We start from the raw sequence: 21,950 nt of genomic DNA, 5'->3' as shown, positions 1-21,950 counted from the left end.
CCTCCAGCGACGATCCACAGTGATCAACACCGAGAACCGTCGCCCGAAGGCCACTGACCAGCGCAAACGACACGCCGGTAGGACACCTACCTGGGGAAGTTGATCTAGCAACACTGGGGAGAATCAGTTAGCGCCATCAACGTGACGGTTGTGCAGGGACGCGGCGCCGTGACATTCGAACTAGGGGCGATTTAGGGGCGAAATTGCATGCCGAATGAGATCGACTGACGTCGACTGAGGGCATGCACGATTGCAAACATTCCAGCTAGATCGACTGACGTCGACTTGAAACGGTTCGAACCAATAAACCGGAGGGTTCTTGGTTCGAGTCCAAGCGGGGGAGCAAAGCCCAGGTCATAGACCTGGGCTTTTTTGCTTCCCCTGAGTAGGGGCGATTTAGTGTCTATCTTGACGATCGTCCAAATGGTGGTCTGCCCGGCTGCCGCTGCTGTCCCGGTGACGTTGTCGGCCAGCTCTGGTGGTCGTCGGCGGGGCTGCACGGGCGCGGCTTCGCGGTGCAGTATTGCTGCCGGTGCGCACTGTGTCGGCCCAGCGTCGATCGCTGACTCATGGCTGGGCGCGACTCCGGCGCCTGACGGCGGGTCTGCCCTGCTTCCTGTCGCTGATGTGGAGGCGGCTTCTGTGCGGGCTACCGGCTTGGGCGAGTGTTATCGATGACTTCCGAAGGTCTGGGTTCTGTTGCAGGACTGCTGCTGCTGTTCGCCGGGCACGACACCACGATGGCGATGATCGGGCTGTCGGCGTTGACCCTGCTGACGCACCCCGAGCAGCGCTCTCAGCTCCTCGACGAACCGGCCAAGGTCGGGCCGGCCGTCGAGGAACTGTTGCGGTACCTGACGATCGTCCAGTTCGGGCTCGGCCGTGTCGCGAAGGAGGATCTCGAACTCGGAGGGCAGCAGATCGCCGCAGGGGACCTGGTCGTCGTCGCGATGCCCGCCGCGAACCGTGACCCGCGGGCGTTCGACGCCCCCGACAGCCCGGACTTCGACCGCCGGATGACGCGTCACCTCGCCTTCGGCTACGGCGTTCACCAGTGCCTGGGCCAGAACATCGCCCGTGCCGAGCTGAAGACGATCCTGCCGCAGCTGTTCCGGCGTTTCCCCGACCTGAAGCTGGCGGTGCCGGTGGAGGAGGTGCCGATGGACGTGTACGGCACCAACTACGGCGTGCGGAGCCTGCCGGTCACCTGGTGACGTCGGCGTCCAGAGCGGGGTTTCCACGTAGCTGACGCCGGACTTGATGCCCAGCTTGCGGAAAGTGTTCCGCAGGTGCGTGTCCACTGTGCGTGGGCTGAGGAGGTCGGATGGCGAAGATCGGAACTTCGACGAAGCAGAGCACCCCGGACCAGAAGATGCGGGAGGGCCGGCTCCCGATCGCCGCGGAGTTCGTCGCCGGGGTGTGGCTGGTCGTGGCTGCGTTCCTGTTCAGCTATTCGGTGACGCTGGCCGGTACGGCGGGCTTCTGGAACATCCTCCTGTGTGGGGTGGTCATCGCCGTGGTGGCCGCGGTGCGCCTGGTCGCGCCGCGCGCGGCCGGCTGGCTGGGGTTGGTGAACGTGGTGCTCGGGTTCTGGCTGATCGTCTCGCCGTTCGCGCTGGGCTACCCGTCCGAGGGACACCGGGACGCGGCCAAGACGAACGCCATGGTCGTGGGCATTCTGGTGGCGATCTTCTCGGTCATCGCGGTCACGGTCGCCGCCCGCCGCAAGGCTGCCGAGCGCACCCGGGCCTGACGGCGGCGTCGGTCAAAGCTTCCGGCGCTGGTCGACGATCCAAACCGCGAGCTCGTGCAGTTTGATGTTGCTGCGCAGGTCTGCCTGCTGTGCTCCGATGAGGGCGACCGTCGGAGCGGTGGAATGTGCTTGCGATCGCATCGACGCGGGGCCCGGCGCGTCCGGTTTTCGGGGCCATCAGGGCCAGGTGGCTGAGCGGCCGTGCTCGGCCCGGACTTTCTTGCCGGTGCCGTAGGGGAAGCCGTGTTTGACGAGGCGGACTTCGGCGAGCTCGTCGGCGCTGGTCATCGTGAAGAACAAGCCGAGGAACAGGCTGAGCACCAGCGCCAGGACCACCAAGGACAGCGGCAGCGGCGTGAACGTCACCAGGACGGCGAACGCCGCGGCCAGCCACGGCAGGGCCTCGACGCAGATCCGGAGCGCGAACCGCAGCAGCCAGGTGCGTGCGGTCGCGTCGTGCAGGACCCAGCCGCGGTACTCCTCCGGCAGCCGAAGGCCGTACACGTACCGAAGCCACCGCAATGGGCCTGGCCGGTGCACCTCCATGTCGATCGAGTGCCCGTCAGGGAGAGGCCGAAACTCGGACTGCGTTGATCCGGCCGTGAACGGTACGCCGAACGACCGCACAGCAGCCGTGGCGGAAAGCGGCGGCTGCCGAACTGCCTGACCTGGCGGCAAGCTGGCGCGTCGAGCGTGATCGGCAGCGTCCGCACGCGAACCCCGACCGCGTGGTACGTATGCTGCCCGCGCTCACCTGAAGTTGCGGGTGTGCAACCGGGACAGCTCGGTGGCTTCGTCGTCCGGAAACCCGATGCGGACGAGCCGGCGGCGCCGTCCTTGGTGTCCAGCAGGGCGTCGTGCGGCGTTCGACGGTCGCGCGGCGCCGGCCCGCAGGCCGGGGTCAAGCGCACCGAGGCGGTGCAGGTGGGCGACGCCGAAGGCGACGTGGCGGGCTTCGTCGCGCCGGGCGAAGCCGGTCACCCGGCGGGTGACCGGAACTTCTCGGGCGTACCGGCCGCGCGGCGGTCAAACGCCGAGTCGCCCGATGGTGGTGGAGGTCAGCGCCCGGCGTCCGGCCACGGCGTCGTCGCCTGGAGGACGGCTTCGCTGAGGGCTTCGGTCCGCAGGTGCGTCACCTGTTGGTACTCCGGGTCCGCGACCATCCGGCTGAACGCCTCGCGGCTCGGGTACTGCACGAGCAGCACCGCGTCCCAGTCCTGTCCCGGTTCTGCGACCAGCGACGTCGAACCGCTGCCCGCGTAGAGCACCTTCGCGCCGTACCGCGGCAGAAAGGTCTCTTCGAGGGCAGCGGCGTACTGGTCGTAGCTGCCCCGGCCGCCTTCGCGGAAGCGCAGGAGGTTCAGCATCACCACGGGACCGCCGGGGTCCTCGGTCAGGTACCGCTTGAGGTCCGCGCCACGGGGGTCGACTGCCATCCGGGCCTCCGCATCAGCTGTGGTTAATGAGCGCTTGCTCATGGTAGCGAACGGGGCCCGGGTTCAGCGATCTTTGGCGGGTCACAGCGCGGTGTAGTTGGCGACCAAGGTGGCGGCGATGTCGGCCAGCTTGACGTCGAAGTCCTGGGAGGTGCGGCGCAGGAGGTCGAACGCGGCGTCGGCGTCGAGACCCTGCCGGGCCAGGAGGATGCCTGCGGCCTGCCCGATGACGTCGCGGGAGGCGATCGCCCGGCGCAGGTGGACACGCTCCAGCTCGGCGAGCTCGACGCTTCGAACCCGGGAACAAGTGACCCGCTGGTGCCCAGCCCACCGTTTCGCTAAGTCCGTTCGATGAAGAGCTTCGCGGGGTCCGTGTCGGTGTCCGGGTCGGTCAGCACGAGGACTTCGTCGCCTTCGCCGAGGGTGAGGTCGCTCCGGACCCGCAGCTGCTTGCCCCCGCGGACGACCAGGCTGATCCAGAGGTCGTCGTCCAGGTGGAGCTGTTCGACGGTGCGCCCGGCCGCGGGCGCGCCCGCGGTGATCCGGAACCGCCGGGCGCCTTCCGGCTCCCGGTCGGTGCGGATTCCCAGCGCCCAGGGACGCGGCGGGCGTTCGCGCATGGCGATCCCGCACCGGGCGGCGACCGCGGGCATGAGTCCGCCTTGGACGACGACCGAGAACAGCACGACGACGAAGATGATCTCGTACGCCAGGACGTCCTGGCCCTGGCCGGAGGCGAGGACGTAGGTGCCGAGCAGGATCGGGACGGCGCCCTTGAGCCCGGACCACACGACGAACGCCCGCTCACCGCGAGTCATGCGGGTGGCGGCCAGCAACGGCCCGACCATCAGCGGCCGGACCACAAAGGTGAGCAGCACGGCCAGCACCAGCCCGATCCACCACGCGTCGGTCGTGACCAGCGAGAACAGTGAAACGGTCAAGCCGAGGACGACGAAGGCGACGATTTCGGCGAGGCTGGCGAGCGAGGAGTGGAACCGCTCGATCTCCCGCTTGAACGGGGCCGCGGCGTCGCCGACGAGCACGCCGGCGATGAACACCGCGAGGAAGCCGGAGCCGTGCGCGATGGTGGCGGCGCCGTAGAGCACGAACGACGCCGAGAGGGTGCGCAGCGGGTAGAGCCCTTCGGCCGGCATTTCGACCCGGCGAACCACCTGTAACAGCAGCCAGCCGCCCACCAGGCCGACAGCCGCGCCGACACCCATCTCGAGCACGAACTGGCCGAGGACACCGAGCGTGGCGTCGCCGAACCCGGCGCTCGCTGAGATACCGGCCAGGCTCAGCAGCAGCGCGATGCCCACCGGGTCGTTCGCCCCGGATTCGCCCTGGATCACGGTGCCCGCCCGCCCGGTGATCTCCCGGTTGCCGAGCACGGAGAACACGACGGCCGGGTCGGTGGGGGCGAGTGCGGCGCCGAGCAGCAGGGAAAGCAGCCACGGCAGGCCGAACAGCAGGTGGGTGGCGACCGCCAGCGCCCCGGCGGTGAGGAAGGTGCCGAGCACCCCCGTGGACAGCACGGTACCCAGGGCCGACCGCAGTTTGCGGACGCCGATGGTCATGCCGCCGTCGAAGAGGATGACCACCAGTGCGACGGTGACGACGTTTTCGACCACGCCGAGCGACACCTGCCGCAGGGAAGGCACCAGATCCGACGCCGCGGCCGCGGCGACCAGGAAGAACGCGGGCGCGGGTACCTTGAGGGCGGTGCTGATGCGGTTGGACAGCAGAGCCACCGAGACCACCAGTGAGGCGATCAGCAGCGTCAGGCCGAACGACTCGATGCCGCCCACGTCATCCTCCTCAATCGGCGTCGGGAACGGACACCAGGGCCCGCCACGAGGGACCGGGGACGCTCACCGGGTCTGCCCGGTTCGTCCCGGGCGCAGGAGCCGCCGGGACGTCCGGAACCTCGTGACGTGGAGCCGGGCCAGCACGGCTGCGCCGGCTGCTCCCCAGAAGAACACCCAGCCGTCGCCGCTGAAAACGCCCGTCACGATCATCACCGCGGCGGTGATTTCGGCGAGGACCAGCATCGCGTACCAGCGAAGGGCGTGAACCCGGCCGAAACGGTCGACGACCGCGGCGAAGCGGGGGTCCTCGGCCCGGAGACGTTCCTCGATCCCGCGCAGGGCACGGCTCTCGTGTTCAGGCAACATGCTGCTCCTCCGGCGCCGATCCGGGCAATGCGGTCTCGGCTACCCGGTGCGGTGCCGGTCAACCCCGACGGGCCGGATGGACGACTCCACCGCGGCAAGGGTTTGTGCCACCGTGGAGACGTGCTCGCAGGGAAGGATCCTGGCGCGGCGGCGGCGGAAGCTGCTCGTCGCGCCGGTCAGCGCGCGGAGACCGCCCGGAGACCGCCCGGTGGCGGCGCTCCGAGCTGGCGGCCGCGGCCTCGAACCCCGGCGGGCTCCGCGCCGACGAGCACGGTGGGCCGCCACCGGCCGAGGGCGCTGCCGGACCCGAATCCCTGCTCGACGCCCGGCAGCGCGCGGCGGCGGCCTGCCTGCGGGTCCGCGCCGCGCTGCTGCGCTCGGCCGCGGCTCGCGAGGGAGCCGCGGCCCAGCACGACAAGGCCGCCGACGGCGGCGGGCCGGGTGCCGCGGAGCACCGGCGGAAAGCCGCCCGCCACCGTGCCGGCGCGGAGGCCGACCGACGCCGGGTGACCGAGATCGAGCCGCCGCCCACGGGCGGAAGCCGGTAGGCCCGCTCAGGCGATCCACACGGTCTTGGCGTTGACGAAGACGCGCGGGCCGAAGCCGGCCAGCTCGCGGCCGTAGCCGGAGTTCTTGGTCCCGCCGAAGGGTACTTCGGGCGTCGACGCGGTGAACTTGTTGATGTAGATCATTCCGGTTTCGATCTCGGTGACGAACCGCTGCTGCTCGGCTTCGTCGCGGGTCCACGCGCTGCCGCCGAGGCCGAACGTCGAGTCGTCGGCGATGCGGATCGCGTCGTCGACGTCGCGGGCGGTCCAGATCAGGCGACCGGTCCGAAGAACTCTTCGCGGTGGCCGTAGGGCTCGCGCTCCGGCGGCGGCCGGTTGACCGGCGTCGGGCCGGGTACCCGTCGAGCCGACCCCGCGAAGGGAGTGACCGTTGCCTGCCCGGCCCGAAACCCTGCGCCGCTACCGGCGTGCGTGCGACTACCTCGCCGCCGCGATGATCCACCTCAAGGACAACGTCCTGCTCACCGAGCCACTACGGCCCGAGCACCTCAAACCGCGCCCGCTCGGCCACTGGGGCACCTGTCCTGGCCTCACGCTGATCTACGCCGGGTTGAACCGGCTGGTCGCCGAGACCGGGCAGCGGACACTGCTGGTCACCGGCCCCGGCCACGGTGCGCCGGCCATCCACGCCAACCTGTGGCTGGAGGGCACCCACGCCGAGTACGACGACCGGTTGGCCCTCGACGGTCACGGCCTCGCCGAGCTGGTCCGGCGCTTCTCCTGGCCCGGCGGCTTCCCCAGCCACCTCTCGACGGAAGTGCCGGGCGTCATCCACGAGGGCGGCGAACTCGGCTACGCACTGGCCACGGCCTTCGGAGCCGCGCTCGACGACCCCGGGCTGCTGGTGGCGTGCGTCGTCGGCGACGGCGAGGCCGAGACCGGACCGACCGCGGCCGCGTGGCACAGCCCGAAGTTCACCGGACCGGGTGACGGGCGGGTCCTGCCGATCCTGCACCTCAACGGCTACAAGATCGCGTCACCGACGATCTGGGAGGCGATGTCCGACGACGAGCTGACCGCCTACTTCACCGGCTGCGGCTGGACGCCGTTGCTGGTCGACGTGCGCGACACCGACGACCCGGACACCCCGCTCGCCGACGCCCTGACCCAGGCACACGGGCGAACGATCGGGCCGCCGCCGATGATCGTGCTGCGCAGCACCAAGGGGCTCGGTCTGCCCGCCACCTCACCCGACGGCACTCCGTTGGAAGGCACGTTCCACGCCCATCAGGTTCCCTTGCCCGCCGCGGCCGAGGACCCGGACGAACTGGCGGCCCTCGAGCGCTGGCTGCGCTCCTACCAGCCTGAAGAGCTGTTCGGCGCCGACGGCGTACCCGCGGCCGACCTCCTCGCAGTGCCGCCCGACCCGCAGCTGCGGCTGGGCCGGGTCCCGCAGGCCAACGGCGGTAACCTGCGGCGTCCCTTGCCACTGCCGGACGTCGGCAAGTACGCGGTTGCGGTCGACGCGCCCGGCGGCACGGATGCGAGCGGCCCGGAAGTCTTGGCGGAGTGGCTGGCCGAGATCATCCGCCAGGCGCCGGAGACGTTCCGGGTCGTCTGCCCCGACGAGCTGGAGTCCAACAAGCTCGGCGGGTTGCTGGACGCGACGTCGCGGCAGTTCGACGCCGAGGTGCCCGGCTACTCCGAGCACCTCGCGCCGCGCGGCCGGGTGCAGGAGGTGCTGTCGGAGCACCTGTGCCAGGGCTGGCTGCAGGGGTACCTGCTCACCGGGCGGCACGGCCTGTTCCCCTGCTACGAAGCGTTCGTGTCCATTGTGGACAGCATGGTGAATCAGTACGCCAAGTTCCTGAAGATGTCCGCCGAGGTCCCGTGGCGGGCGCCGGTGTCGAGCCTGAACTACTTGCTCTCCAGCGACGGCTGGCGCCAGGAGCACAATGGCTACAGTCACCAGGGCCCCGGGTTCATCAACCAGATGCTCACGAAGAAAGCCACCACCGCACGGGTCTACCTGCCGCCGGACGCGAACTCGCTGCTGGAGGTCATGCACCGGTGCCTGGCCTCGACCGACCTGATCAACGTCGTCGTCACCGGCAAGCAGAGCTCTCCGCAGTGGCTCTCGCCCGAGGAAGCCCGCGCACACTGCCGGGCCGGGGCGTCGGTGTGGGAGTGGGCGAGCACCGCCCGGGGCGCCGCCGACGTCGTGCTGGCCTGCGCCGGCACCACCCCGACCCTGGAAACGGTCGCGGCCGCCGACCTGCTGCGCGAGATCGCACCGGACCTGCGGGTGCGGGTGGTCAACGTCGTGGACCTGCTGTCGCTGTGCCCGCCGGACCGGCACCCCCACGGCCTGTCCGCCGAATCCTTCGCCGCCTGCTTCGGCGACGACCTTCCGGTGGTGTTCGCCTTCCACGGCTACCCCTCGGCGGTCCACGAGGTCCTGCACGGCCGGCCCGGCACCGCCCGGTTCCACGTGCACGGCTACCGCGAGGAGGGCACCACGACCACGCCGTTCGACCTGCTGGCCAGCAACCGGATGACCCGCCACGACCTCGCCGCCGACGCCGTCACCCGCGCCCGGGGGTGGGCCTCGGCCGGCGGCGACCTCGCTCGCGAGCTGGTCAAGCGCCGCGACGCGCTGCTCGTCCAGTCCTATCAGGATGGTCAGGATCCGGAAGAGATCACCGGCTGGCGGTGGCGTGGATGAGGGTGCTCACCGTCAACCCCGGTTCCAGCAGCCTGCGGCTGCACGTCGTCGAGGACGGCGATGTGGCGGACTCCGCGGAAATCGGCCGCCCGCCCGCCGAGGCCGCCGACGAGGTGAAATCCTTTGTGGACGGACTGGGTGTGGACGCGGTCGCGCACCGTCTCGTGCACGGCGGCGCCGATCTCATCGAGCCGGCGGTGGCCGACGACCGGGTCCGCGCCGCGATCGCCGCGGCGAAGTCTCTTGCGCCCCAGCACGTGCCGAACACCGAAGCGCTGCTGGACCAGCTGGGCGAGCTGCTGCCGGACGTCCCGCACGTCGTGTGCCCGGACACCGCGTTCCACCGCGACCTGCCTGAGATCGCCCGCACCTACCCGCTGCCGGCCCGGTGGCGGGCCCGGTGGGACCTGCGGCGGTTCGGGTTCCACGGGCTGTCGTTCGGCTGGGCCGTGCGTCGCGCCGCCGAACTGCTGGACCGCCCGGCCGCGGAGCTGAACCTGCTGGTGGCGCACCTGTCCGGTGGCTGTTCGGTCGCCGCGGTGGCCGGTGGGCGCAGCGTCGACACCTCCATGGGCTTCACGCCGCTGGAGGGCACGATGATGGCGAAGCGCTCCGGCACGGTGGATCCCGGGATGCTGCTGTGGCTGCTGCGCGAAGGCCATCTCGACGTCGCCGAGCTGGAAGACGGGCTGTACCGCCACTCCGGGCTGCTCGGCCTGTCCGGGACGTCGGACGACACGCGCGAGCTGGTCCGTGACAGCCGCGCCGGCGACGTCAAGGCGCGGTTCGCGATGGCGGTGTTCGAGCACCGTGCCCGGCGCGAACTGGCCGCGGTCGCGGTGAGCCTGGACCGGGTCGATGCGCTGGTGTTCACCGGTGACATCGGGTGGGACCAGCCGGAGGTCGCCGAAGCTGTCGCCGGTGGGCTCGGCGTGCTCGGCGTGCGCGGCGGGCTGAGCCGGAACCGGGAGCGTGACGCGGTGATCAGCCCGGCCGGAGCGCGCGTCCCGGTGCTCGCGGTGCGGTCGCGGGAAGAGCTTTCTCTCGCGGCTGCGGCGGTCTCGGTGCTGTGACCAATTCTGGTCGGCGGGGCCGCCGTTCATCATCTTGAGTATCGGCAGGCCGACGGTGCGGACGAGCCGGGCCAGCAGCACCGCGGCGAGCAGCGTGAAGGCGGCGTTGAGCCCTGTTGTGTAGTTCCCGGACATCCCGCGGTCCAGCACGGTTGGGTGTTTCGTGCCCGCGGGGTGAGCCCGGAGGCGCCGAAGAGCAGTTCCACGGCGTAGCCGGCCAGAACCAAGGAATTGTGCAGCTGGTTACGCACCGCGGGCCGGCGGCTGACACCGGGATAGGTGACCGGCATGGCCGGCTGCAACCGGTGCGGCGGGCCCGTTACGAGGGAGGCTTCAGCGGGTCGTGGCCCAGCGACATGAGACGCCGCCGCCAGTGGTCCTCGCCGCCCGTCGGCTCGAGGTCGTCGCGGCGCTGGGCGTGGACGCGGTCGACGACCTTCTGCATCACCTCGGCGTCGTGGGTGTCCACATCGGACCTGCGCTTCCGGAGGATGCTCAGGACATCGTGCCCGGTCGGCGTGCCCGCCTGGTCGGGCAGAGTTTCGGTCTCGGGGCCCGCGTCGCGGGTGCGGAGCCAGTCCGCCAGTTCCCGGGAAGTCATGTTGACCACCCGGTGGAACTCATCCCACAGTTCGTCGTCCACCGCTGCCTGTGCGGCCATGCCGATCACCTCCGGAACGTTCTTCCCGTGCGATTACCCGTCCGAGCGGCACGAAAACGAGCCGGCGGGTGTGTAGGGCCGGGCACATCGGGTAGCCGCACCGAAAGAGCAGAGGAGAGCAAAATGACGACTGCCCGGGACATCATGACATCGGGCGCGACCTGCGCCCGCGAATCCGACACGGTGCATGACGCCGCGCAGACCCTGGCCAGGGAAGGCGTCGGTGCCCTGCCGATCTGCGGTGAGGACAACCGGCTCAAGGGCATGCTGACCGACCGCGACATCGTGGTGAAGGTGCTGGCCGAGGGCAAGGACCCCCGCGCGGTGCACGTCGGCGAACTGGCCCAAGGCGAAGCGGTGACCATCGGCGCGGACGACGACGCCGAAGAGATCATGCGGACGATGACCGCGCACCAAGTCCGTCGGCTGCCGGTGATCGACGGTCACGACCTCGTCGGGGTGGTGGCGCAGGCCGACGTGGCGAAGGCGCTGCCGAACCCGCAGGCCGGTGAACTCGTCGAAGCGCTCTCGTTCGGGTAGGCGGGCACGATGCTGACGATGGACCCCGACGCGGCCGGCACCATTGTCACGATGGTCCGTGAGGCGGGCGCTGCCCCGGAAGGTGGGCTGCGAATTCATGCCCTTGCCGGTGCAAACCCGCAGGAACCCCGTGTGACAACGTCGGTATCGGCGACCGCGACCGATACTGACACGGTTTTCGTGGACGACGATACCGGCGCTCGCGTGTTCGCCGACCAGGCGACGGCCGACGTCGTGGACGGCCGGACCCTGGTCCTGAAGCCGGGTGGCGGAGAGCATCCTGCGTTCGGTGTGGAATGACGTGGTGAACCAAGCCGCACGACGACCGGCCCGTGACCAGCCGTGACGTCATCGGGCAGGAGATCATTCCTGATGCAGCGGTGGGGGGATCGGCGCCGACGAGGCGTTCGAGCGGCTGCGCAGGGCTGCCCAGCGGCTCAACGTTAAACGTGCAGAACCGGCGGACCCGATCGCCACCCGGCACCCGGAGATCGATCGGCCCCGCGACCGCCGGGAGTGAGTACGGCGATCGACGGTTCGGTGAGACTGCCGAGGTAGAGCCGCCGCCGGTCCGCGCGCACGCCGGTGATCGAGCGGTACCGCGCCCGCGGGACCGTGAGACCGCTGACGATCTCGCCGTGCGGGGCCCAGTTCGAGCACCCTGGATCGGCGGGCCGGGGCGCTGGCCCACGGCCGGGCCGCGTGAGCGACCGCTTGGCGGGCGCGCCGGGGCAGCCGGTGGACCGTGTCCAGGGCGCGGCTGCGCGGCCGGGGCAAGGCCACCCAGAAGGTGCCGTCAGGGCTCGTGGTCACGTTGTCGGGGTGCCCGGGCAAGTCATCGGCGAAGATGCCGGCTTCGCCGCCGTCGACGGGTACACGGACGAGGACGCGTGCGCCACTTTCGGCGACGACGAGGTACGTGCCGCCGGGGCTGAGGGCGACGCCGTTTGCGAAGCGCAGGCCGCTGTGCAGGACATCGATCCGGCCATCGGGTGCGCGGCGCAGGTCGCGTCCGGTGCCGACGTTCTCGATCACGTCGATCGCGTAGTGCTCGAGGTCGTGCCGCCGGGAGGAGTCCGTGAAGTAGATCGTGCCGTCGGGGCGACCGCGGCGTTGTCGCAAAGACGGTTTCGGATGTGGCCACAAGCGTCGTCAGCTCGCCGGTCGCGGGGTCGAGCCGGAGGAGCCCGCACCGGGCGTCGCACACAATCAGATGGCCGCTGGGCGCCGGTTCGATGCCGAGCGGGCGGCCGCCGGTGTCGGCGACCACCCGCTGCCCGGAGGCGCCGATCCGCAGGATCCGTCCGTCGTCCACCCCGGTGACGAGGTCGCCGCCGGGCAGGACGGCGATGTCTTCGGGGCCGCGGCCGTCGATCGGGATGGTGGACGGCCACGCGCTGGGCGGGATCAGCGTCCGAGTGCGTTCTGCAGTTCCTTCTTGGTCATGGCGGACCGGCCCTTGATGTTGCGTTTCTTGGCCTCGTTGTAGAGCTGGTCCTTGGTGGGCCCACCCGGGCCCTGCCGGTTCCCGGATCGCTTGCCGCCGCGCTTCTGCGGGGACATGTCCTGGATGGAACTCTTGCTGGCGGTGCGGGATTCGCCGGACTGAGCGCGGTTCTTGTTGACCGTACGCGCCGCGATCTCTTCGGCTCGTCGCGTACTGGCGCCTTGGTCTTTTTCCGACGACTTGATGTGCTCGTACTGACGTTCGCGCTTCTTGCTCCAGCTTTGTTCAGGCACGGCTCCTCCTTCGTCGTGACTCGCGCTTACCCGTGCCGGGGCATCCCGAAACGTACGGCCACGTACAGGGAGCGTGCAGCTCAGCCGATTCGGGTACGTCTCCGGCGTCCGACGGAGGTGTCCGAAATGCCGACGGTCGAGGTGGCCGCACAGTTCGGGCTGTTCGACGGCCGCGTCTGGCACGACAACACCCGTCAGGGACCACTGCCGCGCCCCAGCGGTCGCCGCGGCACACGAGGCTGCCGCGCTGAAGGCGGCACCGCACCGGCTCGAGGACGCCGCGTTCACCGACGTTCCCGAGCGGCTGCGCGGCCTCCATCTGGTCACCAACGGCCTGGACTGGGGCGCCGGCAACTAGGGCGTGTCTGACAATGCTCTGGTCCAGCTGATCACGGCATGCAGGACGACTGCGGCGCGATAGACGATGACGAGCTTGTCGTAGCGAGTGGCCAGGCCACGCCATTGTTTGAGCAGGTTGAAGCGTCGTTCGACGACGTTGCGGCCGCGGTAGTCCACCGGATCAAACGCGGGTGGGCGGCCGCCGCGGGAACCGCGGCGTTTGCGGTGCCCAACCTGATCGGCAGGCTCGGGGATCACCGCGGTGATGCCGCGGTCGCGCAGATGCCCGCGGATCGCCCTCGATGAATACGCCTTGTCACCCCGGACGCGGTCGGGCCTCGTGCGGGCCGGACCACGCCCCACTTGCCGGACCTGCAGGTGCCGCATGAGGTGCGGGAACATCGGCGCGTCCCCGGCCTGCCCCGGACCGACCAACGCCACCAGCGGCCGGCCGTTCCCGTCCACGAGATGGTGCACTTTCGTGCTCCAGCCGCCGCGGGAACGGCCGATCGCGTGATCAGGCGGCTCGGTCAGCAGATCCGTGTAATTCGACCCAGCCCCCTGTGGGGCGGGTGATGCTGGTGGCGTGCTGATGCGCCCGCGCGATGGTGGAGTCCACCGACACCGACCAAACCACCAGGCCGGCAGCGTCGGCTTCGGCGAGCAGGCGTTGCAGCACGGTGTCCCAGGTTCCGTCGCCGGCCATCCGGCGATGCCAGGTCCAGATCGTCTGCCACGGACCAAACACCGCCGGCACATCCCGCCACGCGATGCCACACCGATACCGGTAGATGATCCCCTCGACCATCGCCCGGGCATCGGAAAACGGGCGGCCCCGCTTACCGGTGCGGACCGGAAGAAGGTCCTCTATCAAGGCCCACTGGGCGTCTGAGAGCAACTGAAACCGCGACACATCCGGCAGCATCCCAGCCACCACCCGTGATCTTTGTCAGACACGCCCTAGGTGTCGACCGTGCGCGCTTGGCGGGCGGGGGCGTGGAGGCTGCTCAGCAGCGCGAGGGCGTCGGCGCTGGGTGTGGCGGGTTCGGCGTGGTAGATGATCAGTTGCTGGCCGGGCGCGCTGCGCACGTCGAATGCCTGGTAGGTGAGGGTGAGCGGGCCGACGTCGGGGTGCACGAGGTGCTTGGGTTCGCGGGTCTTGCCGCGCACCTGGTGGGTCTCCCACAAGGCGCGGAACTGCGCGCTGCCCTCGCTGAGTTCGGCCACTAGTTGCCGCAGACCCGGGTCGTGTGGGTCGAAGCCCACGGCTGCCCGCAGGTTCGCCACGGTGGCCTGGGCGGTCCAGTCCCAGCGTGCGTAGAACCGTTGTCCCGCGGGGTCGAGGAAGGTCATGCGGGCGAGGTTGTCCACCGCGCGGAAGGGGGAGAACAGCACGTCGGCGAGGGTGTTGGTGGCCAGTACGTCCAACATGTGGTTGAGCAAGAAAGCGGGGGTGTGCGGGTAGCCCTCCATGAGCTGCCGCAGTTCGGGGCTCACGGTCTGGGGCGCCGGCGCGGGTGTGTCCTCCGGTGTGGCCCCGGCCAGCCGGTACAGGTGCCCGCGGGCGTCGGGGTCGAGATCCAGCGCGCGGGAGAGGGCGTCGAGCACCTGCGGTGATGGGCGGGTCTCGCGGCCCTGTTCCAGGCGGGTGTAGTAGTCGGCGTTCACCCCGGCGAGCACGGCGACTTCTTCGCGGCGCAGCCCGGCCACCTTGCGCCGCCCGGAATAGAGCACGCCCGCGTCTTCGGGAGACCGTCCCGCGCGGCGCGCTCGCAGGAACGCACCCAGCTCACCACTGCCCATGGCGACCATGGTAGGTCGCGCTCTGCCCGGTTGGGTGGGTGTGGCACACCCAGCCACCACACGTCCTGCCGTCGCTTTGCGCCGTCGCCGACGCTGGTCGGTATGACAAGTGATATCGACGTGGCCCGCAGGTGGGCCACCGCGGATGGGTATATCCGGCAGGAGTTGCGCGCGGACGGGCGCTACGACGAAGCGCGCGGCGAGCGGCGCAGCGCCTACACCGGTCGTTACACGGTGACCGGGAGCCACCTCGACTACGTGGACGACACCGGCTTCACCGCGACGGGCGACATCCGCGGTGGTGTCCTCCACCACGAGCATCTCGTTCTCCATCGCGAGCCCGCCGCCGCTCATCGCCGTGGGCAGGCACCGCGATGAGCGGGCCTCGCTCCGACCGTGAGCTGGAGGGCAAAGTGGCGCTGGTCACCGGGGCAGCCCGCGGGGTCGGCGCGGCCACGGTCGCCTGGTTGCACGCCCGCGGCGCGCGAGTGCTGGCCACCGACGTCCGCCCCGAGGTGGCTGATCTCGCCGCCCGATTCGACCGGGTGTCCACTCTGGTGGGTGATGTGTCCCGGGAGGACATCGCGGTGCGGTCGGTGGCCGCGGCGATCGACCGGTTCGGCGGTATGGACATCCTGGTCGGCAACGCCGGTCGATCGGTGAACAAGCCGATCACCGAGACCACCGCGGCCGACTGGGACGAGCTGATGTCGGTCAATGCCCGCGGAACGTTTCTGCACGCCAGGGAGGCGTTCCGGGTGATGCGCGAACGCGGTGGGGGTGCGGTCGTCACCGTCGGCTCGTTCGCCTGCACGGTCGGCCTGGCCGACGCGGCGGCCTACAGCGCGTCGAAGGGGGCGCTGGCGCAGTTGACCAAGGTGCTCGCGCTGGAGGGCGGCCCGCATGGCATTCGCGCCAACGTCGTCGCCCCCGGTGTGATCGAGACCGACATGCTCGACAACTTCCGGGCCGACAGCCGGGAGTATCTGCGCTCCTTCGGCGACGCCCACCCCTTGGGCCGTGTCGCGCAGCCCGAGGAGATCGCCGAGGTGATCGGTTTCCTGGCCTCGCCTCGGTCCGGGTTCATCACCGGCGCGGTCGTCCCCGCCGACGGCGGCTACACCACAGCCTGACACCCCCGCAAACACAACGAGAGAAAGAGCACATCATGACTGGACGACTCGCCGGCAAGGTCGCGCTGATCACGGGCGCGACCGGCGGCATCGGACAAGCCACCGCGGAACTGTTCGCCCGCGAAGGAGCCAGCCTGATCGTCACCGACATTGCCCAGGACGCAGTGGAACGGCTCGCCGCGTCGCTGGAAGCCGAGGGCGCCGACGTGCTGCCGGTGCGGCTGGACGTCTCTTCGCCGGAGAACTGGAGCGAAGCGATCGAGCTGGCCCGGCGGCGCTTCAGCCGCCTTGACGTCTTGGTCAACATTGCCGGTGTCGTGGACTGGCCCGGTGTCGAAGAGACCACAAAGGACGGCTGGGACCGGGTGGTCGCGGTCAACCAGACCGGCACCTGGCTCGGGATGAAGACCGCCCTGCCCCTGCTGCGTGCCTCCGGCAACGCCTCCGTCATCAACACCTCCTCGGTGCTCGGCCTGGTCGGCAGCGGAGCAGCCGCCGCCTACCAGGCAACCAAAGGAGCAGTGCGCCTGCTGACCAAGACCGCCGCCGTCGAATACGCGACCCGCGGAGTCCGGGTCAACTCGGTGCACCCCGGAGTCATCGCCACCCCGATGATCCAGGACCTGCTCGACGAGCAGGGCGAGGAACAACCCGACATCGTGCGCACCCCCATGCGCCGCGCAGGCAGCCCCGCCGAGATCGCTCCTGCGATGCTCTTCCTGGCCAGCGACGAATCCTCGTTCGTCACCGGAGCCGAGTTCGTTGTCGACGGCGGACTCACCGCACACTGATGACAAGCTCTGGATCCACGCCGATTGCCGAATGTCCACACTTCGTGCTCGTGACACATGGTGCGCTTCCCGGCGAGCCGGGTCCGGTCCCGGTCGAGGTGCCGCGGTGGGCGACGTACTCTCCCGGCGCCTGGCCGGTGGGCTTCGCCTCGACCGGGAAGGTCTGGCGCAGCGAGGTCTTCGCGCTCGCCGAACACTTGGCGTACCCGGGACGTCTCGAGCGTGCAGTTCGCGGCGGGCGTGCTGGCCTGGGGCCACGGGATCCGCGGGTACGGGCCGGCCGCATCCTGGCCCGGGAGCCGGCCGACGAGCGGCCGGAAGCCGCACTCGGCGGACCACCGCGAAGCTCACCGGACTCGGAGCTGCCTTCTTCACGAAGCTGCTCTGCTTCGCCAGCTGGCAGGACGTCAGGGGCCGCTGGCTGAGGTTCCCGGCGGCCTATCGCGAGCCGATCGAAGTATTCCCGTCCGGCGAATTCGCCGACAGTATCCGCGTGCCGTCTCCGCCTCGAGTTCGACGCCCTCGCCCTCCGGGCCACCGACGACGCCGCCCGCTGAACGTCATCGGGCGACACCGAAGGAATCCGCTCCCGCAGCCGCGCGACGCCGTCATCGCCCGGCTCTCGCCGTTCAGACGATCAGCACACGACGTCCTCGGGAGTGCCCCGCCTGGCTGTCGACGTGCGCTGTCGCCGCGTCTGCGAGGGGGTACGCCTTCTCGACCGGGATCCGGAACTCTCCCCGGGAAATCAGGTCGACCGCCTCGACGAGCGCGTCCCGCACGCTGCCGGCCACACCCGAAAACCGGACACCGAACTTCGGGGCGGCCAGGTCGGCGATCGAGATCACCTTCGCCGGATCCCCGGTCAGCTCCACAAGTTCGCCGAGCACGCCCGAGCCGGCCAGGTCCAGAGCCGCGTCCACCCGGCCGAGATCCCGGACCCGCTCGACCCAGCCCGCACCGTAGGTCGTGGCCGCCGCGCCCATACCGCGCAGGTAGTCCTGGTTCGCCGCGCCGGCCGTGCCGATCGTCCGGATCCCGCGGACGCGGGCGAGCTGCAGCACCGCCGTTCCTACGCCGCCGGCCGCGCCGCTGACCAGCAGCGTCTGCCCCGCCGCCACACCGGCTTCGCGCAGGACTCGCACCGCGGTCTCCACCACCGACGGGTACCCGGCCGCCTCCTCGAACGTCAGCCCCGCGGGCATCCGCGCCCACGCCGACAACACCGCGAACTCCGCGTACGTGCTCGTCCCTTCCCCGAACACGAAGTCACCGACCTCGACTCCGCCGACTCCCTCGCCGACCTCGTCCACCACGCCCGCGGCGTCCAACCCGACGCCGGCGGGCAACTCGATCGGGTGCGCACCGAGGACCTGGCCTTCCCGCAGCCGCCAGTCTACGGGATTCACCCCCGCCGCCCGCACCGCGATCCGCACCTGCCCGGGACCGACGTGGGGTTCTTCGGCGTCGACCAGACGCAGGACCTCGGGACCGCCGAACTCGGCGAAGCTGATCATCTTCATGCCTCGACCATAGCACTAACGGTTAGCTTTTCAGCACTGTTAGCTTTTAGGACCTGATAGCATCTGCCGGTGACCGCGCCCCCCGGGCGTCGCGAGCGCAAGAAGGCCGCGACCCGCCAAAAGATCGCCGACACCGCCCTGCGCCTGTTCCTCGACCGCGGATACGACCCGGTGGGCATCCGCGACGTGGCCGCCGAGGCCGACGTCGCCGTCACCACCGTCTTCTCCCACTTCGCCTCGAAAGAGGCCTTGGTGTTCGCGCAGGACGAGGATTTCGAGCACCGCCTCACCCGTGCGGTCACCGACCGCACGGGCGAGGCACTCATCCCCGCGCTACACCGCGAAATCCGCGCCATGGTCCGCCACTGCGCGGCACGCGAGCGGGCCCCCATCCAGCGCATGATCGGCTCCTCGCCCGCCCTGCGGACCTACGAGGACTCCATGCTGCTGCGGTACGCCGATTCCTTGGCCACGGCCATCGCCGCCGACCCCGACCGCACCCCGACCACGTGCCGGGCCATCGCGCGCTTCGTCATCGACGCCTACGCGATCGCCCGCGACGCGGCCGACCCGGAGACCGCACTGGACGAACTCTTCCGGATGATCGGGGCGGCCTGGGACGCACTGGACTAGGACGAGACAGCCGATCCGACAAGCCGGCGCCGGGGCGACCGCCGGTGGTGGCGGTGCGGCCACCGCATCCCGGACGTCGACGCGACCGAGGGCCTGAATGGGCGCAGTGACGGGGTCGGGCCGATGAGGCGGCCCGGCCGGCCGGGCCGGACACCGGTCTCAGCCTCCGGCTTCGCCGATCAAGGGTCGTACACGAGTCGATGACGTGTGTGCGCCGCGCCGCTCGACTCACCAATCGATGCGATTCTCCGCAACTTCATCGTGCTGGGGCGGAGTGGAAACCGGCAAGACGGTGCACATCGCGTATCCCGCGACCTACTCGGTGGCTTGCTGTGCTGTTGCAGAACAAGGTTCAGGTTCGCCGGCCGGCTCGGGCAGCACGGTGCCCGCGGCCGCAAGGCACTGCTCACCCGCGGCACCCCACCGGCTCGCTACTCGTCGTCGACAGAACGACCGCGAGCCTCCGCCCGAGGCGACAGGTCCGGTCGATGCCGTCAGGACGGACCGATGATCTCCACGATCGTCCTCTGCCGGACAAGGGTGGGTTCGGCGTCCGAGGGAGCACCGTCCGCCTGGACCGGTATCCAGGTCTCCATCAAGGGCGTCGCCCCCGTCCAGCCCGACACCGGCGACTGGCTCGAAGCGGACAGCGGGACCGGCGAGGATTGCCTGAACCTGAACGTGTGGGCTCCCGAGCAGCCGGCGGGGAAGGCACTCCCGGTGGCCGTGTACATCTACGGCGGCGGGTTCGAGTACGGCGCGAACACGCAGATCACCTCGAACGCCGCCGGTCTCGCCGCGTCAGGGCGCGTTGTGGGCGTGTCGGTCAACTACCGTCTCGGCGCGCTGGGTGCGGTCTCGCTCTCCCAGTACGGCGGCGCCCTGGCTGAGGCCAGCAACCTCGGCCTGCAGGACATCATCGCCGCGCTCACGTGGATCAAGCAGAACATCGCCCACTTCGGCGGCGACCCCGACAACGTCACCGTCTTCGGCCACAGCGCCGGCGCCTACTCCACCTTCGGGCTGCTCGGTGCCTCCTCCGCGGACGGGCTGTACCGGCGGCTGGCGGGGTTCTCCGGTGGGCCCGCCCGGATCGTCCCGGCCTGGTGGGCCGAGGAGCTCGCACACCGGTTCGTCACCGAACTCGGCGTCGCGGACAACCCCGACAAGCTGATCGACCTCGACGCGGCCGCCCTGGTGGCCGCCCTGCGCACGGTCTGTCCGACAGACCTCGGAGTCCGCGGCGGGGTGGACAACCAGGCCACCGGCGTCGTCTTGGACGCCGGACAGCCCGGCGCGGTGGTGCACGCCCACCCCATGGACGTCCTGGCCTCGGGTTCGCACCGGGACATCGACGTACTGCTGAGCATGGCCAGCGACGACATGGGCTGGTGGGTGGCCAACGACCTCGACCGGTTCGATCCGCACACGCTCGACCGCGTCACCGACGAAGTCGCGGGGTGGCGTATTTCCCGCTCCCGCGCGAAGAAGATCGTCGATGCCTACGACCAGGACGGCCGCACCCCGGCCGAGGTCCGCGCCGCGGTCATGGCGGACTACCTCTTCGCGCTCCCCGCCGCCCGCGGCGCGCTGACCCACGCCGCCGCGGGCGGCAACGCCCATCTCCTCCTGATCGGGCCCGCCGACGGCGCGCCCGCCGTGCATGGCACCGAGATGTACGCCCTGGTCGGGCAGGAACAGCCGGGCCGCAGCGTCGAACAGGCCGAACGTGACACGCGTATCCGCGACATCGTGCTCGACTTCGTCACCGGCGAGCAGACCCGTCTGTGGCCCGCCGTCACCGACCGGCCCACCTCGGAAAGCGTCGGCAACCCGCCCTTCGAGGCCGGTGCCCACTACCAGGCGGCCCTCGACCTCTGGCAGAACATCGACCGCCCCTGACGGTCACCGGGCCGTACCCGCGCCCAGAACCCGGCTCCACCTTCATATCCCGGCAGACGAACAGAGCAAGGAGCTCGGCATGAACCCATCGACAGCAGCCGGCGACGCCGCACCGGCGACGATGCAGGCGGTCGTCGTGACCCGGCCCGGCGGCCTCGACGCGCTGGAGATCAAGGAAGTGCCGGTGCCGGCACGCAAGCCCGGCTGGGTGCGGATCAAGGTGAAAGCCTTCGGCATCAACGAGTCCGAGGTCACCACCCGCAAGGGCGAGTCGAGCTCCGATGTCTCCTACCCGCGCATCCCCGGCATCGAGGGCGTCGGCGTGGTCGATGAGTCCGAAGAGGACAGTGGGCTGCGGCCGGGACAGCAGGTGGCCACGATGATGGGGGGCATGGGCCGCTCCTACGACGGTGCGTACGCCCAGTACGTGACCGTCCCCTCGGAGCAGGTCATCCCGTTCGAGACCGGCCTGCCGTGGGAGGTCGTCGGTGCGCTGCCGGAGATGTTCCAGACCGCCTACGGCTCCCTCATCACCGGCCTCGGCCTGCAGGCGGGACAGACGCTGCTGATCCGCGGCGGCACCTCCACGGTCGGGCTGAGCGCGGCCACGATCGCGAAGGACCTCGGAGCCACTGTGCTGTCCACCACCCGCAGCCCGGAGCGGGCCGGGGAACTGCGGGCCGCGGGCGTCGACCATCCCCTCGTCGACAGCCGCACCATCGCCGACCAGGTGCGCGAGCTGGTGCCGGACGGCGTCGACGCTGCACTGGAGCTGGTGGGCTGCTCGGTCCTCGCCGACACCCTCCGCGCCGTCCGCCGGCACGGCACGGTCTGCTTCACCGGAGCGCTGGCGGGCCAGTGGACGATCCCCGATTTCAGCCCGTTCATGGTCCCCGCCGGGGTGCACCTGACCTCCTACGGCGGTGAGGCCGCCGACCTCCCGGCCGACGTCTTCGCTCACCAGCTCCAGGCCATCGCCGCGGGGCGCCTCAAAGTCCCGGTCGCGAAGGTCTACCACGGCCTGGAACAGGTCCGTGCCGCCCAGGCCGATGTCGAGTCCGGCGCCATGCCGGGCAAGCACGTCGTCGTCCTGGACGACTGAACCCGGGCAACGAGCGTCGCCGCTTTCCCGTCGTGTCCGAAGGAGAGAACAGATGACAGACCAGACAGCAGCTGACTTTTCGGTGCCCTGACCACCCGGCCCCCGTTGGACCC

General features: G+C 70.3%; 27 protein-coding genes and 1 pseudogene. 13 read left to right on the top strand and 15 right to left on the bottom strand.

All coding sequences use genetic code 11. The annotated features are described in order from the left end of the window. Window positions 1-674 precede the first annotated feature (674 nt). Both AB0M59_RS49805 and AB0M59_RS49800 read left to right on the top strand, forming a co-directional pair. A complete protein-coding gene (locus tag AB0M59_RS49805; protein WP_364630180.1) occupies window positions 675-1,214 on the top strand; it encodes a cytochrome P450 in 540 nt (179 codons plus the stop codon). Between the two features lie 110 nt (window positions 1,215-1,324). After that, the gene (locus AB0M59_RS49800; protein WP_364630177.1) at window positions 1,325-1,753 is read left to right on the top strand and encodes an SPW repeat protein; all 429 of its coding nucleotides are present in this window, start codon (window positions 1,325-1,327) and stop codon (window positions 1,751-1,753) included. 177 nt (window positions 1,754-1,930) lie between these two features. On the opposite strand, the gene AB0M59_RS49795 is transcribed toward AB0M59_RS49800, so the two are convergent. From AB0M59_RS49795 to AB0M59_RS49770, 6 genes are all read right to left on the bottom strand, one after another. Then, complete coding sequence (locus tag AB0M59_RS49795; protein WP_364630174.1) at window positions 1,931-2,299, bottom strand: DUF5313 family protein; 369 nt, start codon at window positions 2,297-2,299, stop codon at window positions 1,931-1,933. A gap of 204 nt (window positions 2,300-2,503) precedes the next feature. Beyond that, window positions 2,504-2,734 (bottom strand): hypothetical protein, encoded by a 231-nt coding sequence (locus AB0M59_RS49790; protein ID WP_364630171.1) that lies wholly within the window; start codon window positions 2,732-2,734, stop codon window positions 2,504-2,506. 77 nt (window positions 2,735-2,811) lie between these two features. Further along, entirely contained in the window at window positions 2,812-3,189 is a 378-nt protein-coding gene (locus AB0M59_RS49785; protein WP_364630168.1) for a DUF1330 domain-containing protein, read from the bottom strand. Between the two features lie 81 nt (window positions 3,190-3,270). After that, complete coding sequence (locus tag AB0M59_RS49780) at window positions 3,271-3,447, bottom strand: ANTAR domain-containing protein (RefSeq protein WP_364630192.1); 177 nt, start codon at window positions 3,445-3,447, stop codon at window positions 3,271-3,273. A gap of 80 nt (window positions 3,448-3,527) precedes the next feature. After that, the gene (locus AB0M59_RS49775; RefSeq protein ID WP_364630165.1) at window positions 3,528-4,997 is read right to left on the bottom strand and encodes a cation:proton antiporter; all 1,470 of its coding nucleotides are present in this window, start codon (window positions 4,995-4,997) and stop codon (window positions 3,528-3,530) included. Window positions 4,998-5,060: 63 nt separating this feature from the next. Next, on the bottom strand, window positions 5,061-5,363 hold the full coding sequence (locus AB0M59_RS49770) for a DUF3040 domain-containing protein (protein WP_364630162.1): 303 nt from the start codon (window positions 5,361-5,363) through the stop codon (window positions 5,061-5,063). 104 nt (window positions 5,364-5,467) lie between these two features. Between AB0M59_RS49770 and AB0M59_RS49765 the strand changes: the two genes are divergently transcribed. Continuing rightward, the gene (locus AB0M59_RS49765; protein WP_364630159.1) at window positions 5,468-5,911 is read left to right on the top strand and encodes a hypothetical protein; all 444 of its coding nucleotides are present in this window, start codon (window positions 5,468-5,470) and stop codon (window positions 5,909-5,911) included. Window positions 5,912-5,917: 6 nt separating this feature from the next. Here AB0M59_RS49765 and AB0M59_RS49760 read toward each other — a convergent pair whose 3' ends face one another. Beyond that, complete coding sequence (locus tag AB0M59_RS49760) at window positions 5,918-6,148, bottom strand: aldehyde dehydrogenase family protein (RefSeq protein WP_364630189.1); 231 nt, start codon at window positions 6,146-6,148, stop codon at window positions 5,918-5,920. Between the two features lie 154 nt (window positions 6,149-6,302). On the opposite strand from AB0M59_RS49760, the gene AB0M59_RS49755 reads away from it, so the two are divergent. Both AB0M59_RS49755 and AB0M59_RS49750 read left to right on the top strand, forming a co-directional pair. Further along, window positions 6,303-8,597: a phosphoketolase family protein gene (locus tag AB0M59_RS49755; RefSeq protein ID WP_364630157.1), complete on the top strand. Its 2,295-nt coding sequence runs from the start codon at window positions 6,303-6,305 to the stop codon at window positions 8,595-8,597. Then, entirely contained in the window at window positions 8,585-9,670 is a 1,086-nt protein-coding gene (locus AB0M59_RS49750) for an acetate kinase (RefSeq protein WP_364630154.1), read from the top strand. Before AB0M59_RS49755 ends, AB0M59_RS49750 begins: the two co-directional genes overlap by 13 nt. Window positions 9,671-9,989: 319 nt before the next feature. Here AB0M59_RS49750 and AB0M59_RS49745 read toward each other — a convergent pair whose 3' ends face one another. After that, window positions 9,990-10,331: a DUF3140 domain-containing protein gene (locus tag AB0M59_RS49745; RefSeq protein WP_364630151.1), complete on the bottom strand. Its 342-nt coding sequence runs from the start codon at window positions 10,329-10,331 to the stop codon at window positions 9,990-9,992. 123 nt (window positions 10,332-10,454) lie between these two features. Between AB0M59_RS49745 and AB0M59_RS49740 the strand changes: the two genes are divergently transcribed. Next, window positions 10,455-10,871 carry a CBS domain-containing protein gene (locus AB0M59_RS49740; RefSeq protein ID WP_364630148.1) on the top strand — a complete coding sequence of 139 codons (417 nt, stop codon included), beginning with the start codon at window positions 10,455-10,457 and terminating at the stop codon, window positions 10,869-10,871. Window positions 10,872-10,880: 9 nt separating this feature from the next. Then, on the top strand, window positions 10,881-11,171 hold the full coding sequence (locus AB0M59_RS49735) for a hypothetical protein (RefSeq protein WP_364630145.1): 291 nt from the start codon (window positions 10,881-10,883) through the stop codon (window positions 11,169-11,171). Window positions 11,172-11,234: 63 nt separating this feature from the next. Here the strand turns inward: AB0M59_RS49735 and AB0M59_RS49730 are convergent, their stop codons facing one another. The 6 genes and pseudogenes from AB0M59_RS49730 to AB0M59_RS49705 all read right to left on the bottom strand — a co-directional run bounded on the left by AB0M59_RS49730 (window position 11,235) and on the right by AB0M59_RS49705 (window position 14,753). Further along, complete coding sequence (locus AB0M59_RS49730) at window positions 11,235-11,993, bottom strand: SMP-30/gluconolactonase/LRE family protein (RefSeq protein WP_364630142.1); 759 nt, start codon at window positions 11,991-11,993, stop codon at window positions 11,235-11,237. 178 nt (window positions 11,994-12,171) lie between these two features. Continuing rightward, a pseudogene (locus AB0M59_RS49725) lies at window positions 12,172-12,246 on the bottom strand (hypothetical protein); the annotation flags it as partial. Window positions 12,247-12,278: 32 nt separating this feature from the next. Further along, window positions 12,279-12,611: a plasmid stabilization protein gene (locus tag AB0M59_RS49720; protein ID WP_364630139.1), complete on the bottom strand. Its 333-nt coding sequence runs from the start codon at window positions 12,609-12,611 to the stop codon at window positions 12,279-12,281. Window positions 12,612-12,965: 354 nt separating this feature from the next. Next, entirely contained in the window at window positions 12,966-13,427 is a 462-nt protein-coding gene (locus AB0M59_RS49715; protein ID WP_364630136.1) for a transposase, read from the bottom strand. 40 nt (window positions 13,428-13,467) lie between these two features. Next, entirely contained in the window at window positions 13,468-13,875 is a 408-nt protein-coding gene (locus AB0M59_RS49710; protein WP_364630133.1) for a transposase, read from the bottom strand. A gap of 35 nt (window positions 13,876-13,910) precedes the next feature. Then, entirely contained in the window at window positions 13,911-14,753 is an 843-nt protein-coding gene (locus AB0M59_RS49705; RefSeq protein WP_364630130.1) for a helix-turn-helix transcriptional regulator, read from the bottom strand. 102 nt (window positions 14,754-14,855) lie between these two features. Here AB0M59_RS49705 and AB0M59_RS49700 point away from each other — a divergent pair, with 102 nt between their 5' ends. The 3 genes from AB0M59_RS49700 to AB0M59_RS49690 are packed head-to-tail and all read left to right on the top strand — an operon-like array spanning window position 14,856 to window position 16,677. Further along, complete coding sequence (locus AB0M59_RS49700; RefSeq protein ID WP_364630127.1) at window positions 14,856-15,131, top strand: Atu4866 domain-containing protein; 276 nt, start codon at window positions 14,856-14,858, stop codon at window positions 15,129-15,131. Then, on the top strand, window positions 15,128-15,886 hold the full coding sequence (locus AB0M59_RS49695; protein ID WP_364630124.1) for an SDR family NAD(P)-dependent oxidoreductase: 759 nt from the start codon (window positions 15,128-15,130) through the stop codon (window positions 15,884-15,886). Before AB0M59_RS49700 ends, AB0M59_RS49695 begins: the two co-directional genes overlap by 4 nt. Before the next feature lie 35 nt (window positions 15,887-15,921). Next, window positions 15,922-16,677, top strand: coding sequence for a glucose 1-dehydrogenase (locus AB0M59_RS49690; RefSeq protein ID WP_364630121.1), 756 nt, complete (start codon window positions 15,922-15,924; stop codon window positions 16,675-16,677). 629 nt (window positions 16,678-17,306) lie between these two features. On the opposite strand, the gene AB0M59_RS49685 is transcribed toward AB0M59_RS49690, so the two are convergent. Next, the gene (locus AB0M59_RS49685) at window positions 17,307-18,200 is read right to left on the bottom strand and encodes an NADP-dependent oxidoreductase (RefSeq protein WP_364630118.1); all 894 of its coding nucleotides are present in this window, start codon (window positions 18,198-18,200) and stop codon (window positions 17,307-17,309) included. Window positions 18,201-18,269: 69 nt separating this feature from the next. On the opposite strand from AB0M59_RS49685, the gene AB0M59_RS49680 reads away from it, so the two are divergent. From AB0M59_RS49680 to AB0M59_RS49670, 3 genes are all read left to right on the top strand, one after another. Beyond that, window positions 18,270-18,833 (top strand): helix-turn-helix domain-containing protein, encoded by a 564-nt coding sequence (locus AB0M59_RS49680; RefSeq protein WP_364630115.1) that lies wholly within the window; start codon window positions 18,270-18,272, stop codon window positions 18,831-18,833. A 507-nt stretch (window positions 18,834-19,340) separates the two neighbouring features. Continuing rightward, window positions 19,341-20,735 (top strand): carboxylesterase family protein, encoded by a 1,395-nt coding sequence (locus AB0M59_RS49675; RefSeq protein WP_364630112.1) that lies wholly within the window; start codon window positions 19,341-19,343, stop codon window positions 20,733-20,735. Window positions 20,736-20,814: 79 nt separating this feature from the next. Then, entirely contained in the window at window positions 20,815-21,837 is a 1,023-nt protein-coding gene (locus tag AB0M59_RS49670; RefSeq protein ID WP_364630109.1) for a zinc-binding dehydrogenase, read from the top strand. Window positions 21,838-21,950 lie beyond the last annotated feature (113 nt).

Source organism: Amycolatopsis sp. NPDC051371, assembly GCF_040682155.1.
Lineage (GTDB): Bacteria > Actinomycetota > Actinomycetes > Mycobacteriales > Pseudonocardiaceae > Amycolatopsis.
Note: the sequence above shows the minus strand (reverse complement) of the source record. Positions and strands in the feature narration are given on the sequence as shown.

Bases quoted from the DNA above. Each gene is read 5' to 3' on its own strand.
- AB0M59_RS49805 (WP_364630180.1), top strand. From the start codon at position 675: ATGACTTCCGAAGGTCTGGGTTCTGTTGCAGGACTGCTGCTGCTGTTC.
- AB0M59_RS49800 (WP_364630177.1), top strand. From the start codon at position 1,325: ATGGCGAAGATCGGAACTTCGACGAAGCAGAGCACCCCGGACCAGAAG.
- AB0M59_RS49795 (WP_364630174.1), bottom strand. From the start codon at position 2,299: ATGGAGGTGCACCGGCCAGGCCCATTGCGGTGGCTTCGGTACGTGTAC.
- AB0M59_RS49785 (WP_364630168.1), bottom strand. From the start codon at position 3,189: ATGGCAGTCGACCCCCGTGGCGCGGACCTCAAGCGGTACCTGACCGAG.
- AB0M59_RS49770 (WP_364630162.1), bottom strand. From the start codon at position 5,363: ATGTTGCCTGAACACGAGAGCCGTGCCCTGCGCGGGATCGAGGAACGT.
- AB0M59_RS49745 (WP_364630151.1), bottom strand. From the start codon at position 10,331: ATGGCCGCACAGGCAGCGGTGGACGACGAACTGTGGGATGAGTTCCAC.
- AB0M59_RS49740 (WP_364630148.1), top strand. From the start codon at position 10,455: ATGACGACTGCCCGGGACATCATGACATCGGGCGCGACCTGCGCCCGC.
- AB0M59_RS49735 (WP_364630145.1), top strand. From the start codon at position 10,881: ATGCTGACGATGGACCCCGACGCGGCCGGCACCATTGTCACGATGGTC.
- AB0M59_RS49710 (WP_364630133.1), bottom strand. From the start codon at position 13,875: ATGCTGCCGGATGTGTCGCGGTTTCAGTTGCTCTCAGACGCCCAGTGG.
- AB0M59_RS49705 (WP_364630130.1), bottom strand. From the start codon at position 14,753: ATGGGCAGTGGTGAGCTGGGTGCGTTCCTGCGAGCGCGCCGCGCGGGA.
- AB0M59_RS49700 (WP_364630127.1), top strand. From the start codon at position 14,856: ATGACAAGTGATATCGACGTGGCCCGCAGGTGGGCCACCGCGGATGGG.
- AB0M59_RS49695 (WP_364630124.1), top strand. From the start codon at position 15,128: ATGAGCGGGCCTCGCTCCGACCGTGAGCTGGAGGGCAAAGTGGCGCTG.
- AB0M59_RS49690 (WP_364630121.1), top strand. From the start codon at position 15,922: ATGACTGGACGACTCGCCGGCAAGGTCGCGCTGATCACGGGCGCGACC.
- AB0M59_RS49685 (WP_364630118.1), bottom strand. From the start codon at position 18,200: ATGAAGATGATCAGCTTCGCCGAGTTCGGCGGTCCCGAGGTCCTGCGT.
- AB0M59_RS49675 (WP_364630112.1), top strand. From the start codon at position 19,341: ATGATCTCCACGATCGTCCTCTGCCGGACAAGGGTGGGTTCGGCGTCC.
- AB0M59_RS49670 (WP_364630109.1), top strand. From the start codon at position 20,815: ATGAACCCATCGACAGCAGCCGGCGACGCCGCACCGGCGACGATGCAG.